This is a genomic window from Variovorax sp. JS1663 (assembly GCF_002157355.1).
Classification (GTDB): Bacteria; Pseudomonadota; Gammaproteobacteria; order Burkholderiales; family Burkholderiaceae_C; genus Variovorax.
In genome coordinates this window covers 1-22,373 of sequence record NZ_LYMK01000044.1, presented here as the reverse complement: position 1 = coordinate 22,373, position 22,373 = coordinate 1, and the positions used below count along the sequence as shown (strand labels likewise).

Genomic DNA, 22,373 nt, shown 5'->3' with positions numbered 1-22,373 from the left:
TCAGAAGTTCGGTTGGGCGGCGCGGTCGATGAAGCGGCGCGCCGCGCGCTCGTCGCTGTCGCGCTGCTCGCGCTTGGCCTGGGCCAGGGTTTCCTGGCGGCGCAGGCGCTCGGCCAGGGTGTCGAAGGAGTTGAGGCGCCGGGCGTGGTGCTGCCAGTCGCCGCGGCCGCGGTCCAGCCGCACGGCCGCCTGCTTGACGATGGCGCGCTGCTGCTCGATGGCGCCGTCCAGCGTGCTCAGGAAGTTGTTGAAGTTGCGCCACTGAGAGGCCGGCAGGCCATCGGCCATCAGCGCCTGCAGCTGCTGGGCGTAGTCCTGCCGGTACTGCAGCAGCAGGTCCAGCTTCTGGTCCGCGCTGACCTGCGCGGTCTGCAGGACGCCCAGCCGCCGGGCGGCCTCTTCCTTGCGGTTGCGGGCCAGTTCCTGCAGGGTGTCGAGGGGAAGCTTCCGGGACATGGGTCACTCCTTCGATCGAAAGTCATTCGAAAAGGCCGGCCATGCGCGCCACGGAGGCCGCATAGTCGGTGCGCTCGTCCATGGACTGCTGCAGGAAGGCCTCCATCTTGGGATAGAGGGCGATGGCCTGGTCCAGCTGCAGGTCGTGGCCGGCGGCATAGGCGCCGACGCTGATCAGGTCGCGGTTGCGCTGGTAGCGCGACAGCATCTGCTTGAAGCGGCGCACGGTGTCGAACTGCGCACCCGGAATCAGCGCGGTCATCGCACGGCTGATCGAGGCCTCGATGTCGATGGCCGGGTAGTGGCCGGCCTCGGCCAGCGAGCGCGACAGCACGACGTGGCCGTCGAGGATGGCGCGCGCCGAATCGGCGATCGGGTCCTGCTGGTCGTCGCCTTCGGAGAGCACGGTGTAGAAGGCGGTGATCGAGCCGCCACGGCCCTGCGCGTCGCGCGCGCCGTTGCCCGCGCGCTCGACCAGCGCCGGCAGCTTGGCGAAGACCGAGGGCGGGTAGCCCTTGGTGGCGGGCGGCTCGCCCACGGCCAGCGCGATCTCGCGCTGCGCCATCGCGTAGCGGGTGAGCGAATCCATGATCAGCAGCACGTCCTTGCCCAGGTCGCGGAAGTACTCGGCCAGGCAGGTGGCATAGGCCGCGCCCTGCAGGCGCAGCAGGGGCGAGTTGTCGGCGGGGGCGGCGACCACGACGGCGCGCGCCAGGCCTTCCTCGCCCAGCGTGTTCTCGATGAAATCCTTCACCTCGCGGCCGCGCTCGCCGATCAGGCCGACCACGATCACCTCGGCGCTGGTGTAGCGGGCCATCATCCCCAGCAGCACGCTCTTGCCGACGCCGGAGCCGGCGAACAGGCCCATGCGCTGGCCGCGGCCGACGGTGAGCATCGCGTTGATGGCGCGCACGCCGGTGTCGAGCACGGCGTCGATGGGCGCGCGCGTGAGGGGGTTGATGGGCGGCGTCGACAGCGGCACCTTGCGGGCGATGTCCAGCGGGCCCAGGCCGTCCAGCGGGCGGCCGACGGCATCGACCACGCGGCCGAGCATGCCTTCGCCCACCGGCAGGCGCTTGCCGTGGGCGTCGCCGGCGCTCCCGGCCGTGCCGGGCCGCGCGAGCACGCGGGCGCCTGGCAGCAGGCCGGACACTTCGCTCTGCGGCATCAGGAACAGGCGGTCGCCGTGAAAGCCCACCACTTCGGCTTCCGCATGGCGCTGCGGGTGGCCGGGCGGCAGCTCGATCAGGCAGTCGCTGCCCACGGGCAGCTGCAGGCCCACGGCCTCGAGCACCAGGCCGACGGCGCGCGTCAGGCGGCCGGACTGCACGATGGTCGGCCCGGTGCGCGCGACGTCGGCGCGCGCCTGGGCCAGCGTGACGAGCCAGGACTGGAGATGCGGGTTGGCGTGGGCGTTCATGGCCATGTCCCGGGTTTTGCTCCCTCTCCCTCTGGGAGAGGGGTGGGGTGAGGGCACCGCGCCGTGGATGCGACCACGACGTTTGATGCGCCGCGTGCCCCCACCCTAACCCTCCCCCAGAGGGGGAGGGAATGGAATTCCGTGCGCTTCATGATGCGTCGACGTCGCGGTTCAGCGCGGCCGTCACATGCTTCCAGCGGGTTTCCAGGCTGGCATCCATCTCGCCGCTGGCGGACTGCACCCGGCAGCCGCCGCGTGCCAGCGTGTCGTCGGGGCGGATGTGCCAGCCAGCGGCCTGCAATTCATTGCCCAGGCTATTCTTGACCAGCGCCACGTCCTCCGGATGCAGCATCAACCTCGGCTCCCCCTGCAGGGCCGGCTCGGCATGCAGCAGGTCCTGCACCAGCGGCAGCACCCACTCCGGCTCGGCGCGCAGCGTGCGGTGCACGACCTGGCGCGCGATATCCAGCGACAGGGTGAGGATGGCGTCAGCCAGCTCGCTCTCGGCATGGCGCAGGGCGGCCGGCAGGCTGGCGGCCAGGGCGCGCAGTTGCTCGGCATGCGCGCTCGCGGCGGCGAGGCCGGCGGCCAGGCCCTCGGCATGGCCTTCGGCACGGCCCAGGGCCAGTCCCTCGCGGTGGCCTTCGGCGCGCCCCTCGGTGCGCGCCGCGAGGCGAAGGCGGGACAGCTCGTTGTCGCGCGCCAGGACCTCGGGGTCGACGCGCGGAACGACCGGTGCGTGGACCGTGTCGGGTGCGGCGGCTTCGCCCTCGAGCGTGCCCATCTCCCAGCGCTGCCAGGCGGAGAGGGTGGGCTTGGGCGGGGCCGCGGTCTTGGCGGCCGGCCGCGTGTTCGCATAGGCCGCGGCGAGCCGCGCGCGCGAGCCGCCGGCCGCGGCGGTGGCGGGCTTAGACGAAGTCATCGGTGCCAGGCGCGGAAATGGTGACCTCGCCTGCATCGGCGAGGCGGCGCACCACCTGCAGGATGGCCTTCTGCTCGGCCTCGACCTGCGAGACCCGCACCGGGCCGCGCAGCTCGATGTCCTCGCGCAGGGTCTCGGCGGCGCGCTGCGACATGTTCTTGAGGAACTTGTCGCGCAGCTCCTGCGTGGAGCCCTTGAGCGCGATGATGAGCGACTCGGATTCCACGTCCTTGAGCAGGCGCTGGATGTAGCGGTCCTCCAGGTCCAGCAGGTTCTCGAAGACGAACATCTCCTCGACGATGCGCTGCGCCAGGCCCTCGTCGTGCTCGCGCACGTGGGCGATGGCCTCTTCCTCCTGCGCGGTCGTCATCAGGTTGACGATCTCGGCCGCGGTGCGCACGCCGCCCAGGCGGCTGCGCTTGAGGCCTTCGCCCGAGAGCATTTCGGTCAGCACGTCGGTCAGCTCGGCCAGGGCCGCGGGCTGCACGCCGCCGAAGGTGGCCACGCGCATGATCACGTCGTGGCGCAGGCGCGCCGGCAGCTTCTCCAGCACTTCCGACGCCTTCTTGCGATCCAGGTGGATCACCAGGGTGGCGAGGATCTGCGGGTGCTCGTCGCGGATCAGCTCCACCACCTCGCCGGCTTCCAGGTCGTTGAGCCGCTCGATGCCGCCGTGCGGCTCGTCGGGCTGCAGGATGTCCTCCAGCAGGTTGCTGGCGCGGTCGTCGCCCAGCGCCTTGCGCAGCACGGCGCGGATGTAGCCGCCCGAGCCCAGGTGCAGGGCCGAGAGCTGCTCCGTCTCGAGGCGGAATTCGTTCAGCACGGAGGCCAGCTCCTCCTTCGAGACCTGGCTCAGCTTGGCCATCGCGGCGCCCAGGGCCTGCACCTCGGTGGTGGGCAGGTGGTGCAGCGTGGCGGCGGCGCGGTCCTCGCCGAGGGACATCAGGAGGATGGCCGCTTTCCGGGTTCCGGCTTCAGTCATTCGTATACCTCCCCCAGGCTTGTCACTTCGTGTACTTCGCGCACCCCCTCCTGAAGGAGGGGGCGAGCGTCTTCGGGCGGCCGTGCGATGCTCATCACGGGTTCATCCAATGCTTGATCAAGGTGGCGACCAGGCGCGGGTCCTGTTCGGCGGTCTGCTGGGCGTAGTCGAGGTCGGCCTGGCGGCGCTCGGACTCGCGCTGGCGGACGGCCAGCGCGGCGGCCTGGGCCTCGTCGGCCGGATCGATCGCGGGATCCGCGGCGGTCGCGGCGGCGGCCGTCGGCGCGGCCGAGGGCGGGGGCGCCAGGTGCTTGCGCAGCAGCGGGCGCAGCACCGCGAACCAGGCGAACAGGGCGAGGAGGGCGAGCAGCAGGTAGAGGCCGGCACTCCTGGCGAGCTCGATGTTGTCGCGGTCCTTCCAGAAGGGCACGTCCGCCTTCTGCTCGTCCTGGCCGTCGCGGGCGAAGGCGCTGTTGACCACGTTGAGCGAGTCGCCGCGCTCCTGGCTGTAGCCCATGGCTTCCTTGGCCAGGTTGCGCACCTGCTCGAGCTCGGCCGGAGTCAGCGCGCGCGGCTTGCCGTCGGGGCCTGCGAGGTGATTGACCACCACCGCCACCGACAGGCGCTTGACGCCGCCGGCGGCTTGCTGCACGTGGCGGATCGAGCGGTCGAGTTCGTAGTTGGTGGTGGTGTCCTTGCGCAGGCTGCTCGGGCCGGCGGGCGCGGTGCTGGCGGTCGAGGCCGTCGTGACGGCTCCCTGCGGCGCGGCGGCGTTCGGGGTTGCATTGGGCGCGTTCGCCGGCCGCGGCGCGGTGATCGGCGCACTCGGCGTGGCCGGCGGCTGGTTCGAGAGCGCGCCGGGCACGCCGCCCGGGGGTGTACCGCCCTGCTGGCTCGATTCGCTGGACTGCTGGCTGCGCACCGCGGCCTTTTGCGGGTCCTGGTTGGGCGCGAATTTCTCTTCCGTGCGTTCGACCACCGAGAAGTCGATGTCGGCCGCGACCTGGGCGCGCACGTTGCTCGTGCCGAGGATGGGCTGCAGGATCGCCTCGATGCGGCGGATGTAGCCCTGCTCGATCTCCTGCGCGTACTTGAGCTGGCTCACGTCCAGCCCGCGCGCGCCGGCGTTGGCGGCCGACAGCAGGTTGCCGCGCTGGTCCACCACCGTCACGCTCTTGGGGTCGAGCTCCGGCACGCTGCTGGAGATCATGTGCACGATGGCACTGACCTGGCCTTCGTCGATGCTGCGGCCGCGGTGCAGCGCGAGCACCACCGAGGCCGAGGGCTTCTTCTGCTCGCGCACGAAGAGCGAGGGCTTGGGCAGGGCCAGGTGCACGCGGGCCGACTCGACGGTGCCGATCGATTCGATCGAGCGGGCCAGCTCGCCCTCCAGGCCGCGCTGGTAGTTCACCTGCTCGGCGAACTGGCTGGTGCCGAATTTCTGGTTGTCCAGCAGCTCGAAGCCCACGCCGCCGCCCTTGGGCAGGCCCTGGGAGGCGAGCTTGAGGCGCACTTCCGGCACCTTGTCGCCGGCGATCAGGATCGCGCTGCCGCCCTCGGCGAACTTGTAAGGCACGTTCATCTGCGTGAGCGAGGCGATGATCGCACCGCCGTCGCGGTCCGAGACGTTGGTGTAGAGCACCTTGTAGTCGGGCGCGCGGCTCCAGAGCATGAAGGCCGCGGCGGCGGCCACCAGGGCGGCGCCGCCGACGATCAGCGGGAGCTTCGGCTGGGCGCGCAGGCGTTCCAGCAGCGCCGGTGCGGCCGGTGCCGGCACGGCGCCCGCGGGCGCGGCCGTCGCGGTCATGCGCGCGCTCCGGCCACGGGGACCAGGGGGAATCGTCGAGAAAGGTGGGTCATGCGCAGAGATGCAGCAGGGGCTTTTTTGTTCGATGTGATTCTCGACAGCCGCCTTGAATTCGATTGGCCGAACAGCCGGGGTTTTTCCCGTCAGTTGGGCGCATCCGTTTCGGCCTTGCGCGGTTACGCTGAAAACACGCGGGAGTGCCACGACCCCTCTATGGCGCGCCCACTGTTTTCAAGAAGGTAAGAAAAGGTTCTCAATGTCCATTGCCGCCATCGAATCCGTCCTGCAGCAGATGCGCGTGACCGCGCTCCAGACCGGCATCGCGCCGCGCGCCGCCGAGGCTGCGGCCCCGCAGGGTGGCTTTGCCGCCGAGCTGAGGCGCTCGCTCGACGGCATCAGCGCCGCGCAGAACAGCGCCAACGCCCAGGCCGAGGCCTTCGAACTGGGCAAGCCGGGCGTGGCGCTCAATGACGTCATGGTCGACCTGCAGAAAGCCGGCGTTGCTTTCCAGACCGGCCTGCAGGTGCGTAACCGACTCGTGGCCGCCTATCAAGAGGTCATGAACCTTCCGGCTTGATGCGCGCTGACGAGGTTGTGGAAAAAGTCACGCCAGCAACTTTTCGGCGCCAGCCCTAAAGGTTTTGCGGGACCCGGCCGATAACTCCAACAACGATGGCTTGAGTCTCACAGTGGGATCGGGTCCAGCGTTGCGGCCGAAGGGCCGGATTCCACAACCTTTGTCAACAGGAGTTTGAAATGCCGCAAGTCATTAACACGAACAGCCTCTCGCTGCTCACGCAGAACAACCTCAACGCCTCGCAGTCGTCGCTCAACAGCGCGATCCAGCGCCTGTCCTCGGGCCTGCGGATCAACGGTGCCAAGGACGACGCTGCCGGCCAGGCCATCGCCAACCGCTTCACGGCCAACATCAAGGGCCTGACGCAAGCCCAGCGCAATGCCAACGACGGCATTTCGCTGGCGCAGACGACGGAAGGCGCGCTGAAGGAAGTCAACAACAACCTGCAGCGCATCCGCGAACTGTCGGTTCAGGCCACCAACGGCAGCAACTCGGCCAGCGACCTGAAGTCGATCCAGGACGAAATCGGTCAGCGCATGAGCGAAATCGACCGCGTGTCGGCCCAGACCGACTTCAACGGCGTGAAGGTTCTCTCGTCCAGCGCCAAGCCGCTGACCGTGCAGGTCGGTGCCAACGACGGCGAAACGATCAAGATCGACCTCAAGCAGATCGACTCGTCGACCCTCGGCCTGTCGGGCTTCTCGGTCAGCAGCAACGCCCTGAGCGTGAGTGGCCCCATCACCCAGACCAACCTGGCTGCCACGCCGGCCGCCGTCAACCTGAGCGCCGCCGCCACCTCGCTGGGCGTGTCCGCCAGCTCGCTGAGCCTGCACAACGTGCAGACCGCCGCCGGTGCCGCCACGACGCAGTTCGTCGTCAAGTCGGGCAACGACTACTACGCCGCTTCGGTCAACGACGCGACCGGTGCCGTGGCCCTGAACGTGGCCGACATCGACTTCACCGACCCGTCCAACGGCGTCACGACCGCCGTGACCCTGGCGAACCAGTTCGTCAAGGTCAGCGCGAACGGCGCCGGCGCTGCCACGCCCTACGTGACGGTGCAAGGCCGCAACTTCACCGTCGGCGCTGGCGCGCTGGCGAACGGCGGTGCGACGCCGACCGACTTCGACAACACCGCCACCGACATCGTGCTGAGCGGCGCTGGCGCCACGGCCGAGTTCACGGGCGCGGCTTCCATCAACCCGATGAAGAAGCTCGACGCGGCGCTGAAGATGGTCGACGACCTGCGCAGCTCGCTGGGTGCGGTGCAGAACCGTTTCGACTCCACGATCGCCAACCTCGGCACCACGGTGACCAACCTGTCTTCCTCGCGCTCGCGCATCGAAGACGCCGACTACGCGACTGAAGTGTCGAACATGACCCGCGCTCAGATCCTGCAGCAAGCCGGTACCTCCGTGCTGGCCCAGGCCAACCAGACCACGCAGAACGTGCTCTCGCTGCTGCGCTGATCGAGGAGTAGAAGAGGAAAGGCATCGCAGGCCTTTCGGGCGAAAGCCCGGCAGCGCCTGCGCTGTCCCCTGCGGCCTGGCCACAAAGCCAGGCCGCAGAGGACAGCGATCAATCCGAAGGTGACAACCATGTCGATCCCCGTCGCCGCGGCGACAGACAACGGCCCCTGGTGGGCGCAGCTGCTTCCGGGCCGTTCCGGCGCGGCGGTGCCCGCAGAAGAGGCGAGCGTGCCCGCCGAGGCGGTGCAGGCGCCGACGCCCGCGCAGCTCGAGCAGGCGGTGCACGAAGTCAACGCCTCGCTGCAGATGCGCTCGGTGGGGCTTCGCTTCGAGGTCGACCAGGACACCGACAAGGTCATCGTCAAGGTGGTCGACCGCGAGAGCGGCGAGCTCATCCGCCAGATCCCCTCCGAGGAAGCGGTGCGCATCGCGAAGGTGCTGGGCAGGGTGCCCGGCCTCCTGATGGACCAGTCGGCCTGAGGACGAAGGCGGCAAGGGCCCGGCCCCGGCCGCATTGGACAAGCAAAGAAGAAGGAACGCATTCATGGCATCGATCAGCAGCCTGGGCATCGGGTCCAACCTCGACCTGAGCACCCTGCTCACCAATCTGCAGACGGCGGAGAGCCAGCCGCTGGTGCAGCTGCAGCAGCGCCAGGTCAGCTACACGAGCAAGCTGTCGGCCTATGGCCAGCTGCAGAGCGCGCTGACCACGCTGCAGACGGCGGCCAAGAAGCTGGGCGACCCGGTCTTCTTCCAGAGCGTGAAGGCCACCGCCGGCACCGCCGAGGTGCTCTCGGCCAGCGCAGGCAGCACGGCCTCGGCGGGCACCTACAGCATCAACGTCACGCAGATGGCGCAGTCGCAGTCGGTCGTGGCGGTCGGCCAGGTGAGCGCCAAGACGGCGATCGGCAGCGGCACCATCACCATCGACTTCGGCACCGTCAGCGGCGGCACCTACGACGCGGTCACCGGCAAGTACACCGGCGCCGCCTTCACGCCGGATGCGACCCGCACGGCCAAGAACATCACCATCGACCCGAGCAACAACACGCTCGAGGGCATCCGCGACGCGGTCAACGCGGCCAAGGCCGGCGTGACGGCCAGCATCGTGAATGACGGCAGCGGCACGCCCAACCGGCTGGTGCTGACCTCGACCGAGACGGGCAAGGCCTCCAGCATGCGCATCGCGGTGGCCGGCGACGCGGCACTGTCGAACCTGCTGACCCACGACCCGGCGGGCACGCAGAACCTGCAGCAGACCATCCAGGCGCAGAACGCCGAGCTCACGGTGAACGGCATCGCGGTCACGAGCGCGAGCAACACGGTGAAGGAATCGATCCAGGGCGTCACGCTGAACCTGCTGAAGACCGGCACCAGCGGCCTGGCCGTGGCGCGCGACACGGCGGCCGTCGAGACCGCGATCAACGATTTCGTCAAGGCCTACAACGCGCTGCAGAGCACCGCCGGCACGCTGACCGCCTACGACGCCAGCAAGAAGACGGGCGCGGCCCTGATGGGCGACTCGACCCTGCGCAACATCCAGGTGAGCCTGCGCCAGGTGCTGACCAGCCCGCAGAGCGGCGCGCTGAAGACGCTGTCGGAGATCGGCATGGGGTTCCAGAAGGACGGCACCCTGGCCGTGGATGCCGACAAGCTCAAGAAGGCGCTGTCCGAGAACCTGGAAGGCGTCGCCGGCCTGTTCTCCAGCCCCACCGCCAGCACCGAGGGCTACGGCAAGCAGCTGAGCGCATTGGTCGACAAGCTCACCGCCACCGGCGGCGCGCTCAAGGTGGCCACCGACGGCATGACGGCGTCGCTCAAGGACCTGGACGAGCAGTATGACGAAATGCAGGCCCGCGTGGATGCCAAGATGGAGATCTACCGCGCCCAGTTCACGCAGCTCGATCTGATGGTCAGCCGGATGAACAGCACCAGCAGCTATCTCACCCAGCAGTTCGCCAGCATGTCGAACAGCAGCAAGTAAGTCACGACGACGGAGCAGCGCACCATGTACACCCCCCATACGCACCGCGGCGCCGGCGCCTACGCCCGGCTCGGCGTGGAGACGCAGGCCATGAGCGCCTCGCCGCACCAGCTCATCTGCATGCTGTTCGACGGGGCGGCCGCCGCCATCGGCATGGCGCGGCACCACATGGGCGCGGGCAACATCGCGGCGAAGGGCCAGGCGATCTCGAAGGCGGTGAGCATCGTGGACAACGGGCTCAAGGCCGGCCTGGATGCCAAGGCCGCCGGCGATACCGGCACCGAACTGGTGGCCAACCTGTCCGCCTTGTACGACTATGTGATCCGGCGCCTGCTGCAGGCCAACCTGCACGACGACGCACGCGCGCTCGACGAAGCCGAGGCGCTGCTGGACAACGTCGCGTCCGCATGGCGCGAGATCGGCGCGGCCGATCGCTGAACCGCACGAAGAAAAGGAAAGGGAGAGACAGATGCTTGCCAAGAGCGAAGTCGTCCATTGCTACGCCCAGCTGGCGTCGACCCTGTCGCTGATGGCGACGCTGGCGCGCGCCAAGGAGTGGGATCGCCTGCCCGAACTGGAGGCGCAGTGCGCCACGGTCGTCGAGCGGCTGCGCGTCGTGTCGCCGCAGGAGTCGCTGGATCCGGCGCAGGTGGACGAGGCGCGCCACCTGATGCAGCGCATCCGCGCCGACCAGCAGGTCGTGTGCGAGCTGGTCAAGCCGCAGCTGGCGCACCTGGTCGCCACCATGGCCGATCTGCAGAAGCGCAACGAACTCGACCGGGCCTACGGCTTGCCGCGCTGAGGCGCAGCCTCCGGCGATGAACAAGCTCGGCACGGCGCCCGACCATGCGCTGCTGGCGGCGAAGCTCGCGCCGCGGCTGGAGCTGGTCGCGCTGCAGCAGGGGCAGGTGGCCACGGACGCAGCGCCCGGGCCGGTGGCGGAAGTGCAGAAAGTCGCGAACGATGTCCGCCTGCCTTCCCACATCTCGCTCGAGCGGCAGTTGCCGGCCGCATTGCCCGGCGCGGCACCGGCGGCCGATCCGTCGGCGCCTGCAGCGGCGCGGCTGTCCCCGGCGGCCCGCCTGATCGGTGCACTGCTGGCGGAACTGCCGGACGCGGGTCCGCTGCGCAGCACCGTCCCGCTGTGGCCCTCGGCGCGCCAGCCCGCGAGCGGCGCGGCGCTCGCGGGCGCCCTGGCGCAGACGGTGGACCGCAGCGGTCTCTTCTACGAATCGCATCTGGCCGAGTTCGCCGCGGGCGCGCGCACGCTGGCCCAGATGGCGCAGGAGCCCCAGGCGCGCTGGGCGCCGCCGCTGCCGGCGCGCGGCGACGCGGCCGCGCCAGCGGCGGCCACGACCGCCGCCGCTGCGCCGGTGCCTGGGGCTGCTGCAACCACGCCCGAGGCCGTGCGGCCGGTCGCGCCGGTGGCCATGCTGTCGCCTGCACCGCTGCCGATGGCCGCCGATGCGTCGGCGCCGGTGATCGCGGCTGGCGCATTGCCTGCCGCACCGCGGCCCGCAGAGCCGGGCCCAGGCATCGCCGCGCCGCATGCGTTCCCGCCAGCGGAGCCTGGAGGCAGCGCGCCCGCGGCCGATGCAGAGCGCGTGCGCGCGGCATACCGCGCGGGCGAGGGCGCTCCCGCGGCATCCGCCGGCACCGAGCGGATCCGCATGGAGATCGAGAGTGCGCGCCAGCATGCGGCGTCGGTTTCGCCATCGGCATCGGTGGTGCCGACGCAGGCCGGCGAGATGATCCATCCGCAGACGGCGACGGTGGTGCATCAGCAGCTCGATCTGCTGGCCACCGCGGTGTTCCGCTGGAGCGGCCACGCCTGGCCGGAGGTCCCCATGCACTGGTCGATCCAGGAGGACGATGCCCGGCCGCAGGATGGCGGCGACGGGCACGAAGCGCAGCCGCGGCGCTGGAGCACCACGGTTTCGCTCGACCTGCCGCGGCTGGGGACGGTGGAGATGCGGCTGTCGCTGGGCGGTGCCGTGGTCCAGGCCCAGCTCGTGGTGAGCCAGGCCACCACCGCCGGGCGCCTGCGCGCGCAGGGCGGGGCGCTGGAACGGCGCTTCGATGCGGCGGGCCTGCGGCTCGAAGGCTTGCGCGTCAGCGAAAGGGAAACGCCATGACCGCGGAGGACCGCCCCAGCGCGGTGGCCTTGTCCTACCTCGACAAGACCCGCGCCCCGATCGTGGTGGCCAAGGGCTATGGGGTGGCGGCCGAATCGATCATGCGCGAGGCGCGCGAGCACGGCCTGTACGTGCACGCCTCGCCCGAGCTGATCCGTCTCCTGATGCAGGTCGACCTGGACCGGCAGATCCCCCCGGAGCTCTACCTTGCGGTGGCCGAGGTCATGGCCTGGATCCATGAGCTGGAAGAGGCCAGCGAATCGATCGCCGGACGCAATTCAGTCAATCAAGACTAGTACTTTTTTCTGGCAGTCTTAATTTGACTTGTTCATGTAACGAAAGATTACTACTTTCTTCTGCCGAATTGAACGATGCCGTACTTATGAAAACGCATGAGTTCTTCTTATACGAACATCTCCCTCTGTAGATATGTGAGATGGCACTACACAGTGTTTGTTATTTATTCCTCATTTCCTGAAACAGAAATCAACAAAAGTTACAAACAATAAGCGTCCTCCTTACACTTGAGCCCAGGTTCGAATGGAGTGAGAAGTGGAAACAGAGAAGCTCAGGAACGCTGCCGCAGGCGGCGATATTTCCAAGGAAATCGGCGACATCAACCTGGCCTACATGCTGCTGGCACAGAAGCTGGTCAAGCAGGACAGGGCGGCCGCTATGTTCAAGCTCGGCGTGAGCAGCGAACTGGCCGACATGCTCGCCGGCATGTCGCTCGCCCAGGTCCTCAAGCTGGCGAGTTCGAATTTTCTGCTGTGCAGCTTTCGCATCGACGACCATCCGTCGATGTCGGCTGTCGTGGGTGAGGAAAAGGACACGACCTTGCAGCAGGCGCACATGTCGATTCTGATGTCGGCACGCCGCCTGCAGATGCTGGAAGCATGAGCCGGAAGAGTGTCCTCGCGGAGGTGCGCGAGGTTCAGTTGGCGATCGAGCTGATCGAGCTGGGGGCCAGGCTGCAGTTCCTGGAGGCGGAGGTGAGCCTGAGCAGGGAGCGCCTGATCCGCCTTTACAAGGAACTCAGGGGCGTATCGCCGCCCAAGGGATTGCTGCCTTTTTCCACGGATTGGTACATGACGTGGCTCGCCAATATCCATTCGTCGATGTTTTACAACATGTATCAATTCATGTTGAAGCACGCGAATGAGAGCAGTTTGCAGGCCCTGATCAAGAGTTATCGGCTCTACACGGAGCAAATCGACGCGCAGGGCGGCGAAATCGTGCTGGATTTCACGCGCGCCTACACCATGGTGCGTTTTTTCGACAGCGACATGCTGCAGCTCAGCACCTGCTGCCGCTGCGGCGGCAGGTTCGTGGCGCATGCGCACGACAGCCGGCATGGCTACGTGTGCGTGCTGTGCCGCCCGCCGTCCCGTGCGGGCAAGGTCCGCGCCATCCGGCGCACGGGCACGGAAGAATCCGCGCCCGCTCTCAAGGAAAAGGCTTCCCCTGCCGATATACCGGTTGCGGCACCTGTTGCAAGGGCGTCGCAGACGGCCCTGTCCCGAGGACAGGCGGTTGACATGACGCCCTGAGGGGCGAAAGGGGAAGCGCGTGCTCGTTCTGGTTGGATATCTGGTGGTCGTCGGGGCCGTCTTCGGCGGCTACGCGCTGATGGGCGGCCACTTCGGGGTCCTGTTCCAGCCGGTCGAGCTGCTGATGATCGGCGGCTCCGCGCTGGGCGCCTTCATCGCCGGCAACAACGGCAAGACCATCAAGGCGACGATCAAGGAGCTGCCCCTGCTGCTGCGCTCCTCCAAGCACAACCGCCAGCTCTACATGGACCTGCTGGCGCTGCTCTACGAGCTGCTGGCCAAGGCGCGCAAGGAAGGGATGATGAAGCTGGAGGCCGACGTCGAGGCCCCGGCCTCGAGCGAGATCTTCCAGCGCTACCCGACCATCCTGGCCGATCCCGGCGTGATGGAGTTTCTCTGCGACTACCTGCGGCTGGTGATCAGCGGCAACACCGACGCCTTCGAGATCGAGGCGCTGATGGACCACGAGATCGAGACCATCCGCCACGAGGCCGAGGTGCCCAGCCACAGCCTGTCGCGTGTCGCCGACGCGCTGCCCGCGCTGGGCATCGTGGCCGCGGTCATGGGCGTGGTGCACGCGCTCGGCTCGGCCGACCTGCCGCCCGCCGAGATGGGCGCCCTGATCGCCCACGCCATGGTCGGCACCTTCCTCGGCGTGCTGCTGGCCTACGGCTTCGTCGCGCCGCTCGCCTCGGTGATCGAGCAGAAGGTGGAGGAGGGCATGAAGACCTACCAGTGCGCCAAGGTGACGCTGCTGGCCAGCCTGAACGGCTACGCGCCGCAGCTGGCCGTGGAGTTCGGGCGCAAGGTGCTGTTCTCCACCGAGCGGCCGAGCTTCACCGAGCTCGACAGCCACGTGCGCGAAGTCAAGGCACGCTAGGGGTTCGACCATGAGTGCGGAAAAGGGCCCCATCGTCGTCAAGCGCATCAGCAAGGGCGGCGGCGGCCACCACGGCGGCGGCTGGAAGATCGCCTACGCCGACTTCATGACGGCCATGATGGCCTTCTTCCTGGTGATGTGGCTGCTCTCGAACGCGAGTCCCAAGCAGCGCGAGGGCATCGCCGAGCATTTCCGGATGCCGCTGAAGGTGGCGATGAACGGCGGGGAGAAGAGCGGCACCAGCGCCAGCGTGATCCCCGGCGGCGGCATGGACCCGACCACCAGCGTGGAAGGCGAGGTGCGCCTGGCCCAGGCCGATGCGGAAGACACGGCCGACGCCGACCGCCTCGAGAGCATGAAGAAACGCCTGGACGACCTGATCGAGAGCAGCCCCGTCTTCAAGCAGTTCCGCTCGCAGATCCTGATCGACATCACGACCGAGGGCCTGCGCCTGCAGATCGTGGACAACGAGAACCGCCCGATGTTCGACCTGGCCAGCGCGCGGCTGCTGCCGCACGTGCGGGTGATCCTGCGCGAGATCGGGCCTGTTCTCAACGACCTGCCCAACAGGATCACGCTGTCGGGCCATACCGACGCCATCGTCTACACCAACGGCGACCGCTCCTACGGCAACTGGGAGCTGTCGGCCGACCGGGCCAACGCCTCGCGGCGCGAACTGGTGATGGGCGGGATGGCCGAGGACAAGGTGCTGCGGGTGGTCGGCCTGGCCGACAGCCAGCACCTGGACAAGGCCGAGCCACGCAACCCGATCAACCGCCGCATCAGCATCGTCGTGCTCAACCACCGCACGCAGCAGCAGATCGAGCGCGAGAACAGCGGCGGCGGCGCCGCGGGAACCACGCGCGCCGGCCGGCTGCCGCGCGTCGCCCCGCCGCCGACCGACAACGTCAAGGTGACGGCCTACAAGGGACCGGCACTGGCAGGGAACTAGCCCGGCCTGAAGAAGCCGGACACGGAGCAACCATGGACCTCAGTCAATTCACACAAGCATTTTTTGTCGAAGCAGTCGAGCTGCTGGCGGAGATGGAGCAACTGCTGCTCGAGCTCGACGTCGCTGCGCCCGACTCGGAGCAGCTCAACGCCATCTTCCGCGCGGCGCACTCGATCAAGGGCGGCGCCGCCACCTTCGGCTTCACCGCCCTGACCGACACCACGCACCTGCTGGAGAGCCTCCTGGACAGCGCCCGCCACGGCCAGCTGAGCCTGAGCGCTCCGATGATCGACGCCTTTTTGGAAACGAAGGACGCCTTGCAAGAACAACTGACGGCCTACCAGGCGGGCCATGAACCCGAGCCTGAACGGGTGGCGCAGATCTGCGCCGTGCTGCAACAACTGGCCATGGAGAACGGTGCCGCGGGCGCAGCGCCCGCTGCCGTGCCTGCACCGGCGCCGGCGCCGGCGCCGGCGCCGGCGCCGGCGCCGGCGCCCGTGGCCGCCGCGCCCGCGCCGGCGGCGGCCACCGGGCCGGCGGGGCAGGGTGCGCTGTGCGTGCGCTTCTCGGGGCTGTCCGACAGCGAATGCGAGCTGCTCGCCGACGAGCTCGCCAACCTGGGGCAGGTGCGCTCGCGCACGCGCAGCGGCGACCAGCTGACCGTGGTGCTCGACACCACCTGCAGCCCCGATGACATCGTGGCCGTGTGCTGCTTCGTCATCGACGAGTCGCAGATCCAGATCACGCGCGAGTCGGTGCAGGCGCAGGCGCCGGCCGCGGCGCCAGTCGCCGAGGCGCCTGGCGCGGTGCCTGCCGCCGCCGCCCCGGCCGAGCAGGCCGCGGCACCGAAGGCGGCTGCCTCCGCCTCCGCCGCAGCGAATGCCAAGGAGTCCAGCTCGATCCGCGTCGACGTGGAGAAGGTCGACCAGCTGATCAACCTGGTCGGCGAGCTGGTGATCACCCAGTCGATGCTGACGCAGGCCGCGACCATGCTCGACCCGGTGGCGTACGAACGCTTCCTCAGCGGCCTGGGCCACCTGGAGCGCAACGCGCGCGACCTGCAGGAATCGGTGATGTCCATCCGCATGATGCCGATGGACTACGTGTTCAGCCGCTTCCCCCGCGTGATCCGCGACGTCAGCGCCAAGCTGGGCAAGCAGGTGCGCCTGGACACCTACGGCAAGGAGACCGAGCTCGACAAGGGCCTGATCGAGCGCATCGTGGACCCGCTCACGCACCTGGTGCGCAACAGCCTGGACCACGGCATCGAGACGCCCGGGCAGCGCCAGGCCAAGGGCAAGGACGCGACCGGCCAGCTGCTGCTGTCCGCGCAGCACCATGGCGGCAACATCGTGATCGAGGTCAGCGACGACGGCGCGGGCCTCAACCGCGAGAAGATCCTCGCCAAGGCGCGCCAGCAGGGCCTGGCGGTGAGCGACACCATGCCCGACGAGGAGGTGTGGCAGCTGATCTTCGCGCCCGGCTTCTCCACCGCCGAGCAGGTCACCGACATCTCGGGCCGCGGCGTCGGCATGGACGTGGTCAAGCGCAACATCCAGGAGATGGGCGGCCACGTGGAGATCAGCTCGCGCGAAGGGCGCGGCACCACCACCCGCATCGTGCTGCCGCTCACGCTGGCCATCCTCAACGGCATGTCCGTCAAGGTGGGCGACGAGGCCTACATCCTGCCGCTGTCCTACGTCATCGAGTCGCTGCAGCCGCTCCCCGAGCACCTGCACTCCATCACCGCCGACGGCCACGTGATCAAGGTGCGCGGCGAGTACCTGCCGCTGATCGAGCTGCACCGCGTGTTCGACGTGGCCAATGCGCAGACCCAGCCGACCCAGGGCATCCTGGTGATCGTGCAGGCCGACGACGCGCGCTTCGCGCTGCTGGTGGACGAGCTGCTCGGCCAGCACCAGGTGGTGGTGAAGAACCTCGAGACCAACTACCGCAAGGTGCCCGGCATCTCGGCCGCCACCATCCTGGGCGACGGCAGCGTGGCCTTCATCATCGACGTGGGCGCCATGCCCAGGATCCAGCGCGCCCAGGCCGCGAGCGCCGCGGCGCTGGCCGGGGCTTCCAGGATGGGCGCGCTGACCGCCTGAAGCCGACCGGAACCCAGCCATGCGCTTCGACTTCTTCCGGCGACAGCCCCAGGACATCGCGCCCGTTGCCGCGCGCGAGCCCGACACCAGCGGCTACGTGACGTACGCGCAGCTCCTCGACCCCGCCCGCCGCGTGATGGGCTACCGCATGGGCTGGCGGCCAGCCGATCCGGCGCAGGGCGCCGATGCCGCGGCGCTGTTCAAGGCGCTCGCCACCTGCGTCGGCAAGCATCTCAACGACGGCCGCGGCGGCTGGGCGCTGGGGCGCACCCTGCTGTTCTTCGACGTGACCTTCGAAACCATCGTGGCCGGCGAGCTGCAGATGCTGCCATCGGAGAACGTGGTCCTGTGCGTCGGCCGGGACGTGATCGAGAGCGAGGACCTGCGCCCGATCCTGCTGTTCATGCGCGAGCAGGGCTTCGGCTTCATGCTGTGTGGCGCCGATGCGCTGCCCCGGGACGAGGAAGCGCGCACGCTCGTCACCCACCTCGACGTCGGTGCCGGCGAGCCGGAGCGGGTGCGGTCCCTGCGCGCCGGCCTGGAGCCCGGCCAACCGCCGGTCCAGTTCATCGCGACCCAGGTCGGCGACTGGCAGGACTTCGACGCCTGCGCGGCCCAGCAGATCGACGTTTTCGTCGAGGGTCAGGCCCTGGTGCCCGCCGAATCGGAGGACGAAGCCGGCAGCCGGACGCTGCAGCCCGAGGCAATGGCGATCGTGCAGCTCATGCAGATGATCCAGCGCAACGACGAGCTGCGCGAGATCGAGGCCGTGCTCAAGCGCGACGCCGCGCTCACCTACCGTCTGCTGCGCTACATCAATTCCCCTGCCATCGGCGCTGGCGTGGAGATCCATTCGCTGCGCCATGCCGTGACCATACTCGGCTACGCGCCGCTCCTGCGCTGGCTGTCGGTGCTGCTGGCCACCAGCAACGCCAAGGCCAGTTCGCCCTTCCTGACCAAGAAAGCCATCCTGCGCGGACGCTTCGTCGAGCTGATGGGCAAGGGCATGCTGCCGGCCGGCGATGCCGACAACCTGTTCGTGGTCGGCATGTTCTCGCTCATCGACCGGCTGCTCGGCGTACCCATGCAGGAAGTGCTGCGCAAGGTGCAGCTCAACGAGGCGGTGCAGCAGGCGATCCTCTCGCGCGAAGGCGCCTACGGGCCTTTCCTGGCACTGGCCGAGAGCTGCGAAGAGGACGGGGCACGCGCCGCCAGCCTGGCGGAGTCGCTCTTCCTAGACGCGGAGCGGGTGAACGCCGCCCACCTGGCGGCGCTCGCCTGGGCGCAAGACCTGGCCCCGGTCGTGGCCGAGTGAGAGGCGGGCGATATGCAGGGCCTTCCTCCACTTGATCGACCCTTTGAACAAGGTGAGCGCTATGTACATTGAAGCTCACACCCGGGCACAGATCGTGAACTCCGAATTTCTTTTCACCGACCACGATTTCTCCAAGATCCGGACCCTGATCCACCGGCGCGCCGGCATCGCCCTGGGCGAGCAGAAGCGGCAGATGGTGTACAGCCGCCTGTCGCGCCGCCTGCGCGAGCTGCGGCTGCCGGAGTTCTCGCGCTACCTCGAGCTGCTGGAGTCCAGCCACGACGGCGAGGAGTGGCAGGCCTTCATCAATTCGCTGACCACCAACCTGACCTCCTTCTTCCGCGAGGCGCATCACTTCCCGGTGCTGGCCGATCACGTGAAGCGCAGCAAGCAGCCGGTCACCATCTGGTGCGCGGCGGCCTCGACCGGCGAGGAGCCCTACTCGATCGCCATCACGCTGGCCGAGGCGCTGGGCGAGCGCGCGAGCAGCGCGCGCGTGATCGCCACCGACATCGACACCGCCGTGCTGGCCAAGGCTTCGGCCGGCGTCTTCACGCAGGAGCAGGTGGCCCGGCTGCCCGCCGAGCGGCTGCGCCGCTTCTTCAACAAGGGCACGGGCTCCAACGCCGGCAAGGTGCGGGTGCGGCCCGAGCTGGCGGCCATGGTGAAGTTCGAGCGCCTGAACCTGCTGGACCCGGTCTGGCCGGTGAAGGAGCCGGTGGATGCGATCTTCTGCCGCAACGTGATGATCTACTTCGACAAGCCCACGCAGAAGAAGATCCTCGACCGCTTCGAGCCGCTGCTCAAGCCGGGGGCGCTGCTCTTTGCCGGGCATTCGGAGAACGCCTCGCTGGTCAGCCCGAGCTTCAGGACCATTGGGCAGACCGTCTACGAACTGGGCGGAAAGGCGCGAACATGAGCGCCGCGGCGCCGGGCTCCGTCGCGAGCCACCACTACTTCGACCGCGACTTCGACCGCATGGCGGTGAAGCTGCTGCCCTCGGAGTACTACGTCACCACCACCGACACGGTGATGAGCACCGTGCTGGGCTCCTGCGTGGCGGCCTGCCTGATCGATCGCGAAGCCCGCGTCGCCGGCATGAACCACTTCATGCTGCCGGAGGACGCCGAGCCGGGCACGCGCGGTCAGGCCGAGTCCATGCGCTACGGCACCTATGCGATGGAGGTGCTGATCCGCGAACTGCTGCGCGCCGGCGCCCGGCGCGACCGGCTGCAGGCCAAGGTCTTCGGCGGCGCCGCGGTGCTGGCCAACATGACCACGCTCAACATCGGCGACCGCAATGCCGACTTCGTGCTGCGCTACCTGGAGAACGAGCGCATCGCCATCGCCGCGCAGGACCTGCGTGGCCAGCACGCGCGCCGCGTGTGCCTGCTGCCGCACAGCGGCAAGGCGGTGGTGCGCAAGCTGCGCACCCAGGTCGACGTGCTGTCGGTGCAGCGCGAGGAGGGCGAGCTGCTGCGCAGGCTTGCCTCCACCAACACCAACACCAACAACAAAGGGAGTTGCGTCTCGTGACCAAGAAGATCAAGGTGCTGTGCGTCGACGATTCGGCGCTGATCCGCAGCGTGATGACCGAGCTCATCAACAGCCAGCCCGACATGACGGTGGTGGGCACCGCCGCCGATCCGCTGGTGGCGCGCGAACTCATCAAGCAGACCAACCCGGACGTGCTGACGCTCGACGTGGAGATGCCGCGCATGGACGGCCTCGAGTTCCTCGAAAAGCTCATGCGCCTTCGGCCGATGCCGGTGGTGATGGTGTCCTCGCTGACCGAGCGCGGCTCCGAGATCGCGCTGCGTGCGCTGGAGCTGGGCGCCATCGACTTCGTCACCAAGCCGAAGCTGGGCGTGCGGGATGGGCTGATCCAGTACACCGAGCTGATCGCCGGCAAGATCCGAACGGCCTCGCAGGCGCGGCTGTTGCCCGGCCGCGCCGCCGCCGCGCAGCGGGCCGCGGTCGAGGCGGCGCACGAGCCCTTGCTGCGCAGCCCGCTGCTGTCCACCGAGAAGCTGATCATCATCGGCGCCTCCACCGGCGGCACCGAGGCCATCCGCGAGGTGCTGGTGCCGCTGCCGCCCGACGCGCCGGCGGTGCTGATCGCGCAGCACATGCCGCCCGGCTTCACGCGCTCCTTCGCGCAGCGGCTGGACGGCCTGTGCCGCATCCACGTGAAGGAGGCCGAGCACGGCGAGCGCGTGCTGCCGGGCTATGCCTACATCGCGCCTGGCGGCTGGCACATGGCCCTGGCGCGCAGCGGAGCCAACTACGTGGCCCAGCTCAACCAGGAGCCGCCGGTGAACCGCCACCGGCCCTCGATCGACGTGCTCTTCGATTCGGTGGCCCGGCATGCGGGCAAGAACGCGATCGGGATGATCCTCACCGGCATGGGGCGCGACGGCGCCGAGGGCCTGCTGCGCATGAAGCAGGCCGGCGCCCACACCCTGTCGCAGGACGAGGCGAGCTGCGTCGTCTACGGCATGCCGCGCGAGGCCGTGCTGCTGGGCGCGGTGGACGAGGTGTCGCCCCTGAACGAGATGACCCGCCGCGTGCTGGCGCACCTTCGCACCTTCGGCGAGCGCGCCAACCGGGTCTGACCCCATTCAAACTGAACTGCTGAAGCTGGAGAAACCGTGATTGACAAGAGCATCAAGATCCTGGTCGTGGACGACTTCCCGACCATGCGCCGCATCGTGCGCAACCTGCTGAAGGAGCTGGACTTCCTCAACGTCGACGAGGCGGAGGATGGCGCGGCCGGCATCGAGAAACTGCGCGGCGGCAACTTCGGCTTCGTGGTCTCGGACTGGAACATGCCGAACATGGACGGCCTGACCATGCTCAAGACCATCCGCGCCGACCCCGAGCTGGCCAAGCTGCCGGTGCTGATGGTCACGGCCGAGGCGAAGAAGGAAAACATCATCGCCGCGGCCCAGGCCGGCGCCAACGGCTATGTGGTCAAGCCCTTCACCGCGGCCACGCTCGAAGAGAAGCTGAACAAGATCTTCGAGAAGCTCCAGAAAGAGGCGGCATGACATGAGTGCCAACACAACCGGCAACACGCACGATGAACTGCTGGGCCGCATCGGCCAGCTGACGCGCCAGCTGCGCGAGGGCCTGCGCGAGCTGGGCCTGGACAAGCAGGTCGAGCGCGCGGCGCAGGCCATCCCGGATGCGCGCGACCGCCTCAGCTACGTGGCGACCATGACCGAGCGCGCGGCGCACCGGGCGCTCAACGCGATCGACGTCGCGCAGCCGATGCAGGAGGCGCTGTCGAACGGGGCCAAGGACCTGAGTGGGCGGTGGGACCAGTGGTTCGCCAATCCGATCGAACTGGACCAGGCGCGCGAGCTGGTGATGGACACGCGCGGTTACCTTCAGCAGGTGCCCGAGCGTGCCGGCGCCATCAATTCGCAGCTGATGGAAATCATGATGGCGCAGGATTTCCAGGACCTCACGGGCCAGGTCATCAAGAAGATGATGGATGTGGTCAACGAGGTGGAGACGCAGCTGCTGCAGGTGCTGATCGACAACGCGCCAGCGGAAAAGCGCTCGGAGATCGCGCTCGGGCAGGCGAACAGCCTGATGAACGGGCCGCAGATCAAGGCGGACAATCCGGAGGCGGTGGCGGATCAGGCGCAGGTGGATGATTTGTTGGAGAGTTTGGGGTTCTAGGTTTTTGGCTTTTGCCTTGCTGTTTGTTTAGGGCCGGAGCCGGGAATTCGCCCCGGCGGGCGAGTCACTTTCTTTGCTTCGCCAAAGAAAGTAACCAAAGAAAGGCGACCCCACTGTGCGTGTCCC

General features: G+C 68.5%; 24 protein-coding genes. 19 read left to right on the top strand and 5 right to left on the bottom strand.

Annotated elements, in window-relative coordinates; translation table 11 throughout:
* The 5 genes from fliJ to fliF form a co-directional block, all read right to left on the bottom strand.
* Positions 1-456, bottom strand: coding sequence for a flagellar export protein FliJ (gene fliJ / locus A8M77_RS27725; protein ID WP_086924686.1), 456 nt, complete (start codon positions 454-456; stop codon positions 1-3).
* 22 nt (positions 457-478) lie between these two features.
* On the bottom strand, positions 479-1,882 hold the full coding sequence (gene fliI / locus A8M77_RS27720; protein WP_086924685.1) for a flagellar protein export ATPase FliI: 1,404 nt from the start codon (positions 1,880-1,882) through the stop codon (positions 479-481).
* A 142-nt stretch (positions 1,883-2,024) separates the two neighbouring features.
* Positions 2,025-2,798 (bottom strand): flagellar assembly protein FliH, encoded by a 774-nt coding sequence (gene fliH, locus A8M77_RS27715; protein ID WP_238136994.1) that lies wholly within the window; start codon positions 2,796-2,798, stop codon positions 2,025-2,027.
* Positions 2,785-3,780 carry a flagellar motor switch protein FliG gene (gene fliG / locus A8M77_RS27710; protein WP_086924684.1) on the bottom strand — a complete coding sequence of 332 codons (996 nt, stop codon included), beginning with the start codon at positions 3,778-3,780 and terminating at the stop codon, positions 2,785-2,787. Before fliG ends, fliH begins: the two co-directional genes overlap by 14 nt.
* A gap of 94 nt (positions 3,781-3,874) precedes the next feature.
* Complete coding sequence (fliF, locus tag A8M77_RS27705; protein ID WP_086924683.1) at positions 3,875-5,587, bottom strand: flagellar basal-body MS-ring/collar protein FliF; 1,713 nt, start codon at positions 5,585-5,587, stop codon at positions 3,875-3,877.
* Between the two features lie 256 nt (positions 5,588-5,843).
* On the opposite strand from fliF, the gene fliE reads away from it, so the two are divergent.
* The 19 genes from fliE (at position 5,844) to cheZ (ending at position 22,247) form a co-directional block, all read left to right on the top strand.
* Complete coding sequence (gene fliE, locus A8M77_RS27700) at positions 5,844-6,164, top strand: flagellar hook-basal body complex protein FliE (protein WP_086924682.1); 321 nt, start codon at positions 5,844-5,846, stop codon at positions 6,162-6,164.
* Between the two features lie 179 nt (positions 6,165-6,343).
* On the top strand, positions 6,344-7,633 hold the full coding sequence (locus A8M77_RS27695; RefSeq protein WP_086924681.1) for a FliC/FljB family flagellin: 1,290 nt from the start codon (positions 6,344-6,346) through the stop codon (positions 7,631-7,633).
* 129 nt (positions 7,634-7,762) lie between these two features.
* The gene (locus A8M77_RS27690) at positions 7,763-8,113 is read left to right on the top strand and encodes a flagellar protein FlaG (RefSeq protein WP_086924680.1); all 351 of its coding nucleotides are present in this window, start codon (positions 7,763-7,765) and stop codon (positions 8,111-8,113) included.
* 64 nt (positions 8,114-8,177) lie between these two features.
* The gene (fliD, locus tag A8M77_RS27685) at positions 8,178-9,617 is read left to right on the top strand and encodes a flagellar filament capping protein FliD (protein WP_086924679.1); all 1,440 of its coding nucleotides are present in this window, start codon (positions 8,178-8,180) and stop codon (positions 9,615-9,617) included.
* Positions 9,618-9,641: 24 nt separating this feature from the next.
* Positions 9,642-10,055 (top strand): flagellar export chaperone FliS, encoded by a 414-nt coding sequence (fliS, locus tag A8M77_RS27680; RefSeq protein ID WP_086924678.1) that lies wholly within the window; start codon positions 9,642-9,644, stop codon positions 10,053-10,055.
* Positions 10,056-10,086: 31 nt separating this feature from the next.
* Positions 10,087-10,419 (top strand): flagellar protein FliT, encoded by a 333-nt coding sequence (locus A8M77_RS27675; RefSeq protein WP_238136993.1) that lies wholly within the window; start codon positions 10,087-10,089, stop codon positions 10,417-10,419.
* 16 nt (positions 10,420-10,435) lie between these two features.
* Positions 10,436-11,752 carry a flagellar hook-length control protein FliK gene (locus A8M77_RS27670; RefSeq protein ID WP_086924677.1) on the top strand — a complete coding sequence of 439 codons (1,317 nt, stop codon included), beginning with the start codon at positions 10,436-10,438 and terminating at the stop codon, positions 11,750-11,752.
* Positions 11,749-12,048 carry an EscU/YscU/HrcU family type III secretion system export apparatus switch protein gene (locus tag A8M77_RS27665; protein WP_086924676.1) on the top strand — a complete coding sequence of 100 codons (300 nt, stop codon included), beginning with the start codon at positions 11,749-11,751 and terminating at the stop codon, positions 12,046-12,048. The genes A8M77_RS27670 and A8M77_RS27665 overlap by 4 nt, the downstream gene beginning before the upstream one ends.
* Before the next feature lie 256 nt (positions 12,049-12,304).
* A complete protein-coding gene (flhD, locus tag A8M77_RS27660) occupies positions 12,305-12,652 on the top strand; it encodes a flagellar transcriptional regulator FlhD (protein ID WP_086924675.1) in 348 nt (115 codons plus the stop codon).
* Positions 12,649-13,302, top strand: a complete 654-nt coding sequence (gene flhC, locus A8M77_RS27655; RefSeq protein WP_086924674.1) for a flagellar transcriptional regulator FlhC — start codon at positions 12,649-12,651, stop codon at positions 13,300-13,302. The genes flhD and flhC overlap by 4 nt, the downstream gene beginning before the upstream one ends.
* A gap of 19 nt (positions 13,303-13,321) precedes the next feature.
* Positions 13,322-14,182 (top strand): flagellar motor stator protein MotA, encoded by an 861-nt coding sequence (motA, locus tag A8M77_RS27650; RefSeq protein ID WP_086924673.1) that lies wholly within the window; start codon positions 13,322-13,324, stop codon positions 14,180-14,182.
* A gap of 10 nt (positions 14,183-14,192) precedes the next feature.
* On the top strand, positions 14,193-15,134 hold the full coding sequence (gene motB / locus A8M77_RS27645; RefSeq protein ID WP_086924672.1) for a flagellar motor protein MotB: 942 nt from the start codon (positions 14,193-14,195) through the stop codon (positions 15,132-15,134).
* A 32-nt stretch (positions 15,135-15,166) separates the two neighbouring features.
* Entirely contained in the window at positions 15,167-17,242 is a 2,076-nt protein-coding gene (gene cheA / locus A8M77_RS27640; protein WP_086924671.1) for a chemotaxis protein CheA, read from the top strand.
* Positions 17,243-17,261: 19 nt separating this feature from the next.
* Positions 17,262-18,557 (top strand): EAL and HDOD domain-containing protein, encoded by a 1,296-nt coding sequence (locus A8M77_RS27635; RefSeq protein ID WP_086924670.1) that lies wholly within the window; start codon positions 17,262-17,264, stop codon positions 18,555-18,557.
* Positions 18,558-18,618: 61 nt separating this feature from the next.
* Complete coding sequence (locus tag A8M77_RS27630) at positions 18,619-19,476, top strand: CheR family methyltransferase (protein WP_086924669.1); 858 nt, start codon at positions 18,619-18,621, stop codon at positions 19,474-19,476.
* On the top strand, positions 19,473-20,093 hold the full coding sequence (cheD, locus tag A8M77_RS27625; RefSeq protein WP_086924668.1) for a chemoreceptor glutamine deamidase CheD: 621 nt from the start codon (positions 19,473-19,475) through the stop codon (positions 20,091-20,093). Before A8M77_RS27630 ends, cheD begins: the two co-directional genes overlap by 4 nt.
* Positions 20,094-20,146: 53 nt before the next feature.
* The gene (locus A8M77_RS27620; protein WP_238136999.1) at positions 20,147-21,172 is read left to right on the top strand and encodes a protein-glutamate methylesterase/protein-glutamine glutaminase; all 1,026 of its coding nucleotides are present in this window, start codon (positions 20,147-20,149) and stop codon (positions 21,170-21,172) included.
* A gap of 36 nt (positions 21,173-21,208) precedes the next feature.
* On the top strand, positions 21,209-21,607 hold the full coding sequence (cheY, locus tag A8M77_RS27615; protein ID WP_086924666.1) for a chemotaxis response regulator CheY: 399 nt from the start codon (positions 21,209-21,211) through the stop codon (positions 21,605-21,607).
* A 1-nt stretch (position 21,608) separates the two neighbouring features.
* Positions 21,609-22,247: a protein phosphatase CheZ gene (gene cheZ / locus A8M77_RS27610; protein WP_086924665.1), complete on the top strand. Its 639-nt coding sequence runs from the start codon at positions 21,609-21,611 to the stop codon at positions 22,245-22,247.
* Positions 22,248-22,373 lie beyond the last annotated feature (126 nt).

Excerpts from the sequence above, each read along its gene's own strand:
- cheZ (WP_086924665.1), top strand. The coding sequence starts at position 21,609 with ATGAGTGCCAACACAACCGGCAACACGCACGATGAACTGCTGGGCCGC.
- fliG (WP_086924684.1), bottom strand. The coding sequence starts at position 3,780 with ATGACTGAAGCCGGAACCCGGAAAGCGGCCATCCTCCTGATGTCCCTC.
- A8M77_RS27635 (WP_086924670.1), top strand. The coding sequence starts at position 17,262 with ATGCGCTTCGACTTCTTCCGGCGACAGCCCCAGGACATCGCGCCCGTT.
- cheD (WP_086924668.1), top strand. The coding sequence starts at position 19,473 with ATGAGCGCCGCGGCGCCGGGCTCCGTCGCGAGCCACCACTACTTCGAC.
- fliI (WP_086924685.1), bottom strand. The coding sequence starts at position 1,882 with ATGGCCATGAACGCCCACGCCAACCCGCATCTCCAGTCCTGGCTCGTC.
- fliS (WP_086924678.1), top strand. The coding sequence starts at position 9,642 with ATGTACACCCCCCATACGCACCGCGGCGCCGGCGCCTACGCCCGGCTC.
- A8M77_RS27675 (WP_238136993.1), top strand. The coding sequence starts at position 10,087 with ATGCTTGCCAAGAGCGAAGTCGTCCATTGCTACGCCCAGCTGGCGTCG.
- A8M77_RS27690 (WP_086924680.1), top strand. The coding sequence starts at position 7,763 with ATGTCGATCCCCGTCGCCGCGGCGACAGACAACGGCCCCTGGTGGGCG.
- fliE (WP_086924682.1), top strand. The coding sequence starts at position 5,844 with ATGTCCATTGCCGCCATCGAATCCGTCCTGCAGCAGATGCGCGTGACC.
- fliF (WP_086924683.1), bottom strand. The coding sequence starts at position 5,587 with ATGACCGCGACGGCCGCGCCCGCGGGCGCCGTGCCGGCACCGGCCGCA.
- flhC (WP_086924674.1), top strand. The coding sequence starts at position 12,649 with ATGAGCCGGAAGAGTGTCCTCGCGGAGGTGCGCGAGGTTCAGTTGGCG.
- fliJ (WP_086924686.1), bottom strand. The coding sequence starts at position 456 with ATGTCCCGGAAGCTTCCCCTCGACACCCTGCAGGAACTGGCCCGCAAC.
- A8M77_RS27665 (WP_086924676.1), top strand. The coding sequence starts at position 11,749 with ATGACCGCGGAGGACCGCCCCAGCGCGGTGGCCTTGTCCTACCTCGAC.
- A8M77_RS27630 (WP_086924669.1), top strand. The coding sequence starts at position 18,619 with ATGTACATTGAAGCTCACACCCGGGCACAGATCGTGAACTCCGAATTT.
- A8M77_RS27670 (WP_086924677.1), top strand. The coding sequence starts at position 10,436 with ATGAACAAGCTCGGCACGGCGCCCGACCATGCGCTGCTGGCGGCGAAG.
- fliD (WP_086924679.1), top strand. The coding sequence starts at position 8,178 with ATGGCATCGATCAGCAGCCTGGGCATCGGGTCCAACCTCGACCTGAGC.
- fliH (WP_238136994.1), bottom strand. The coding sequence starts at position 2,798 with ATGACTTCGTCTAAGCCCGCCACCGCCGCGGCCGGCGGCTCGCGCGCG.
- cheA (WP_086924671.1), top strand. The coding sequence starts at position 15,167 with ATGGACCTCAGTCAATTCACACAAGCATTTTTTGTCGAAGCAGTCGAG.
- A8M77_RS27695 (WP_086924681.1), top strand. The coding sequence starts at position 6,344 with ATGCCGCAAGTCATTAACACGAACAGCCTCTCGCTGCTCACGCAGAAC.
- A8M77_RS27620 (WP_238136999.1), top strand. The coding sequence starts at position 20,147 with ATGACCGAGCTCATCAACAGCCAGCCCGACATGACGGTGGTGGGCACC.
- motB (WP_086924672.1), top strand. The coding sequence starts at position 14,193 with ATGAGTGCGGAAAAGGGCCCCATCGTCGTCAAGCGCATCAGCAAGGGC.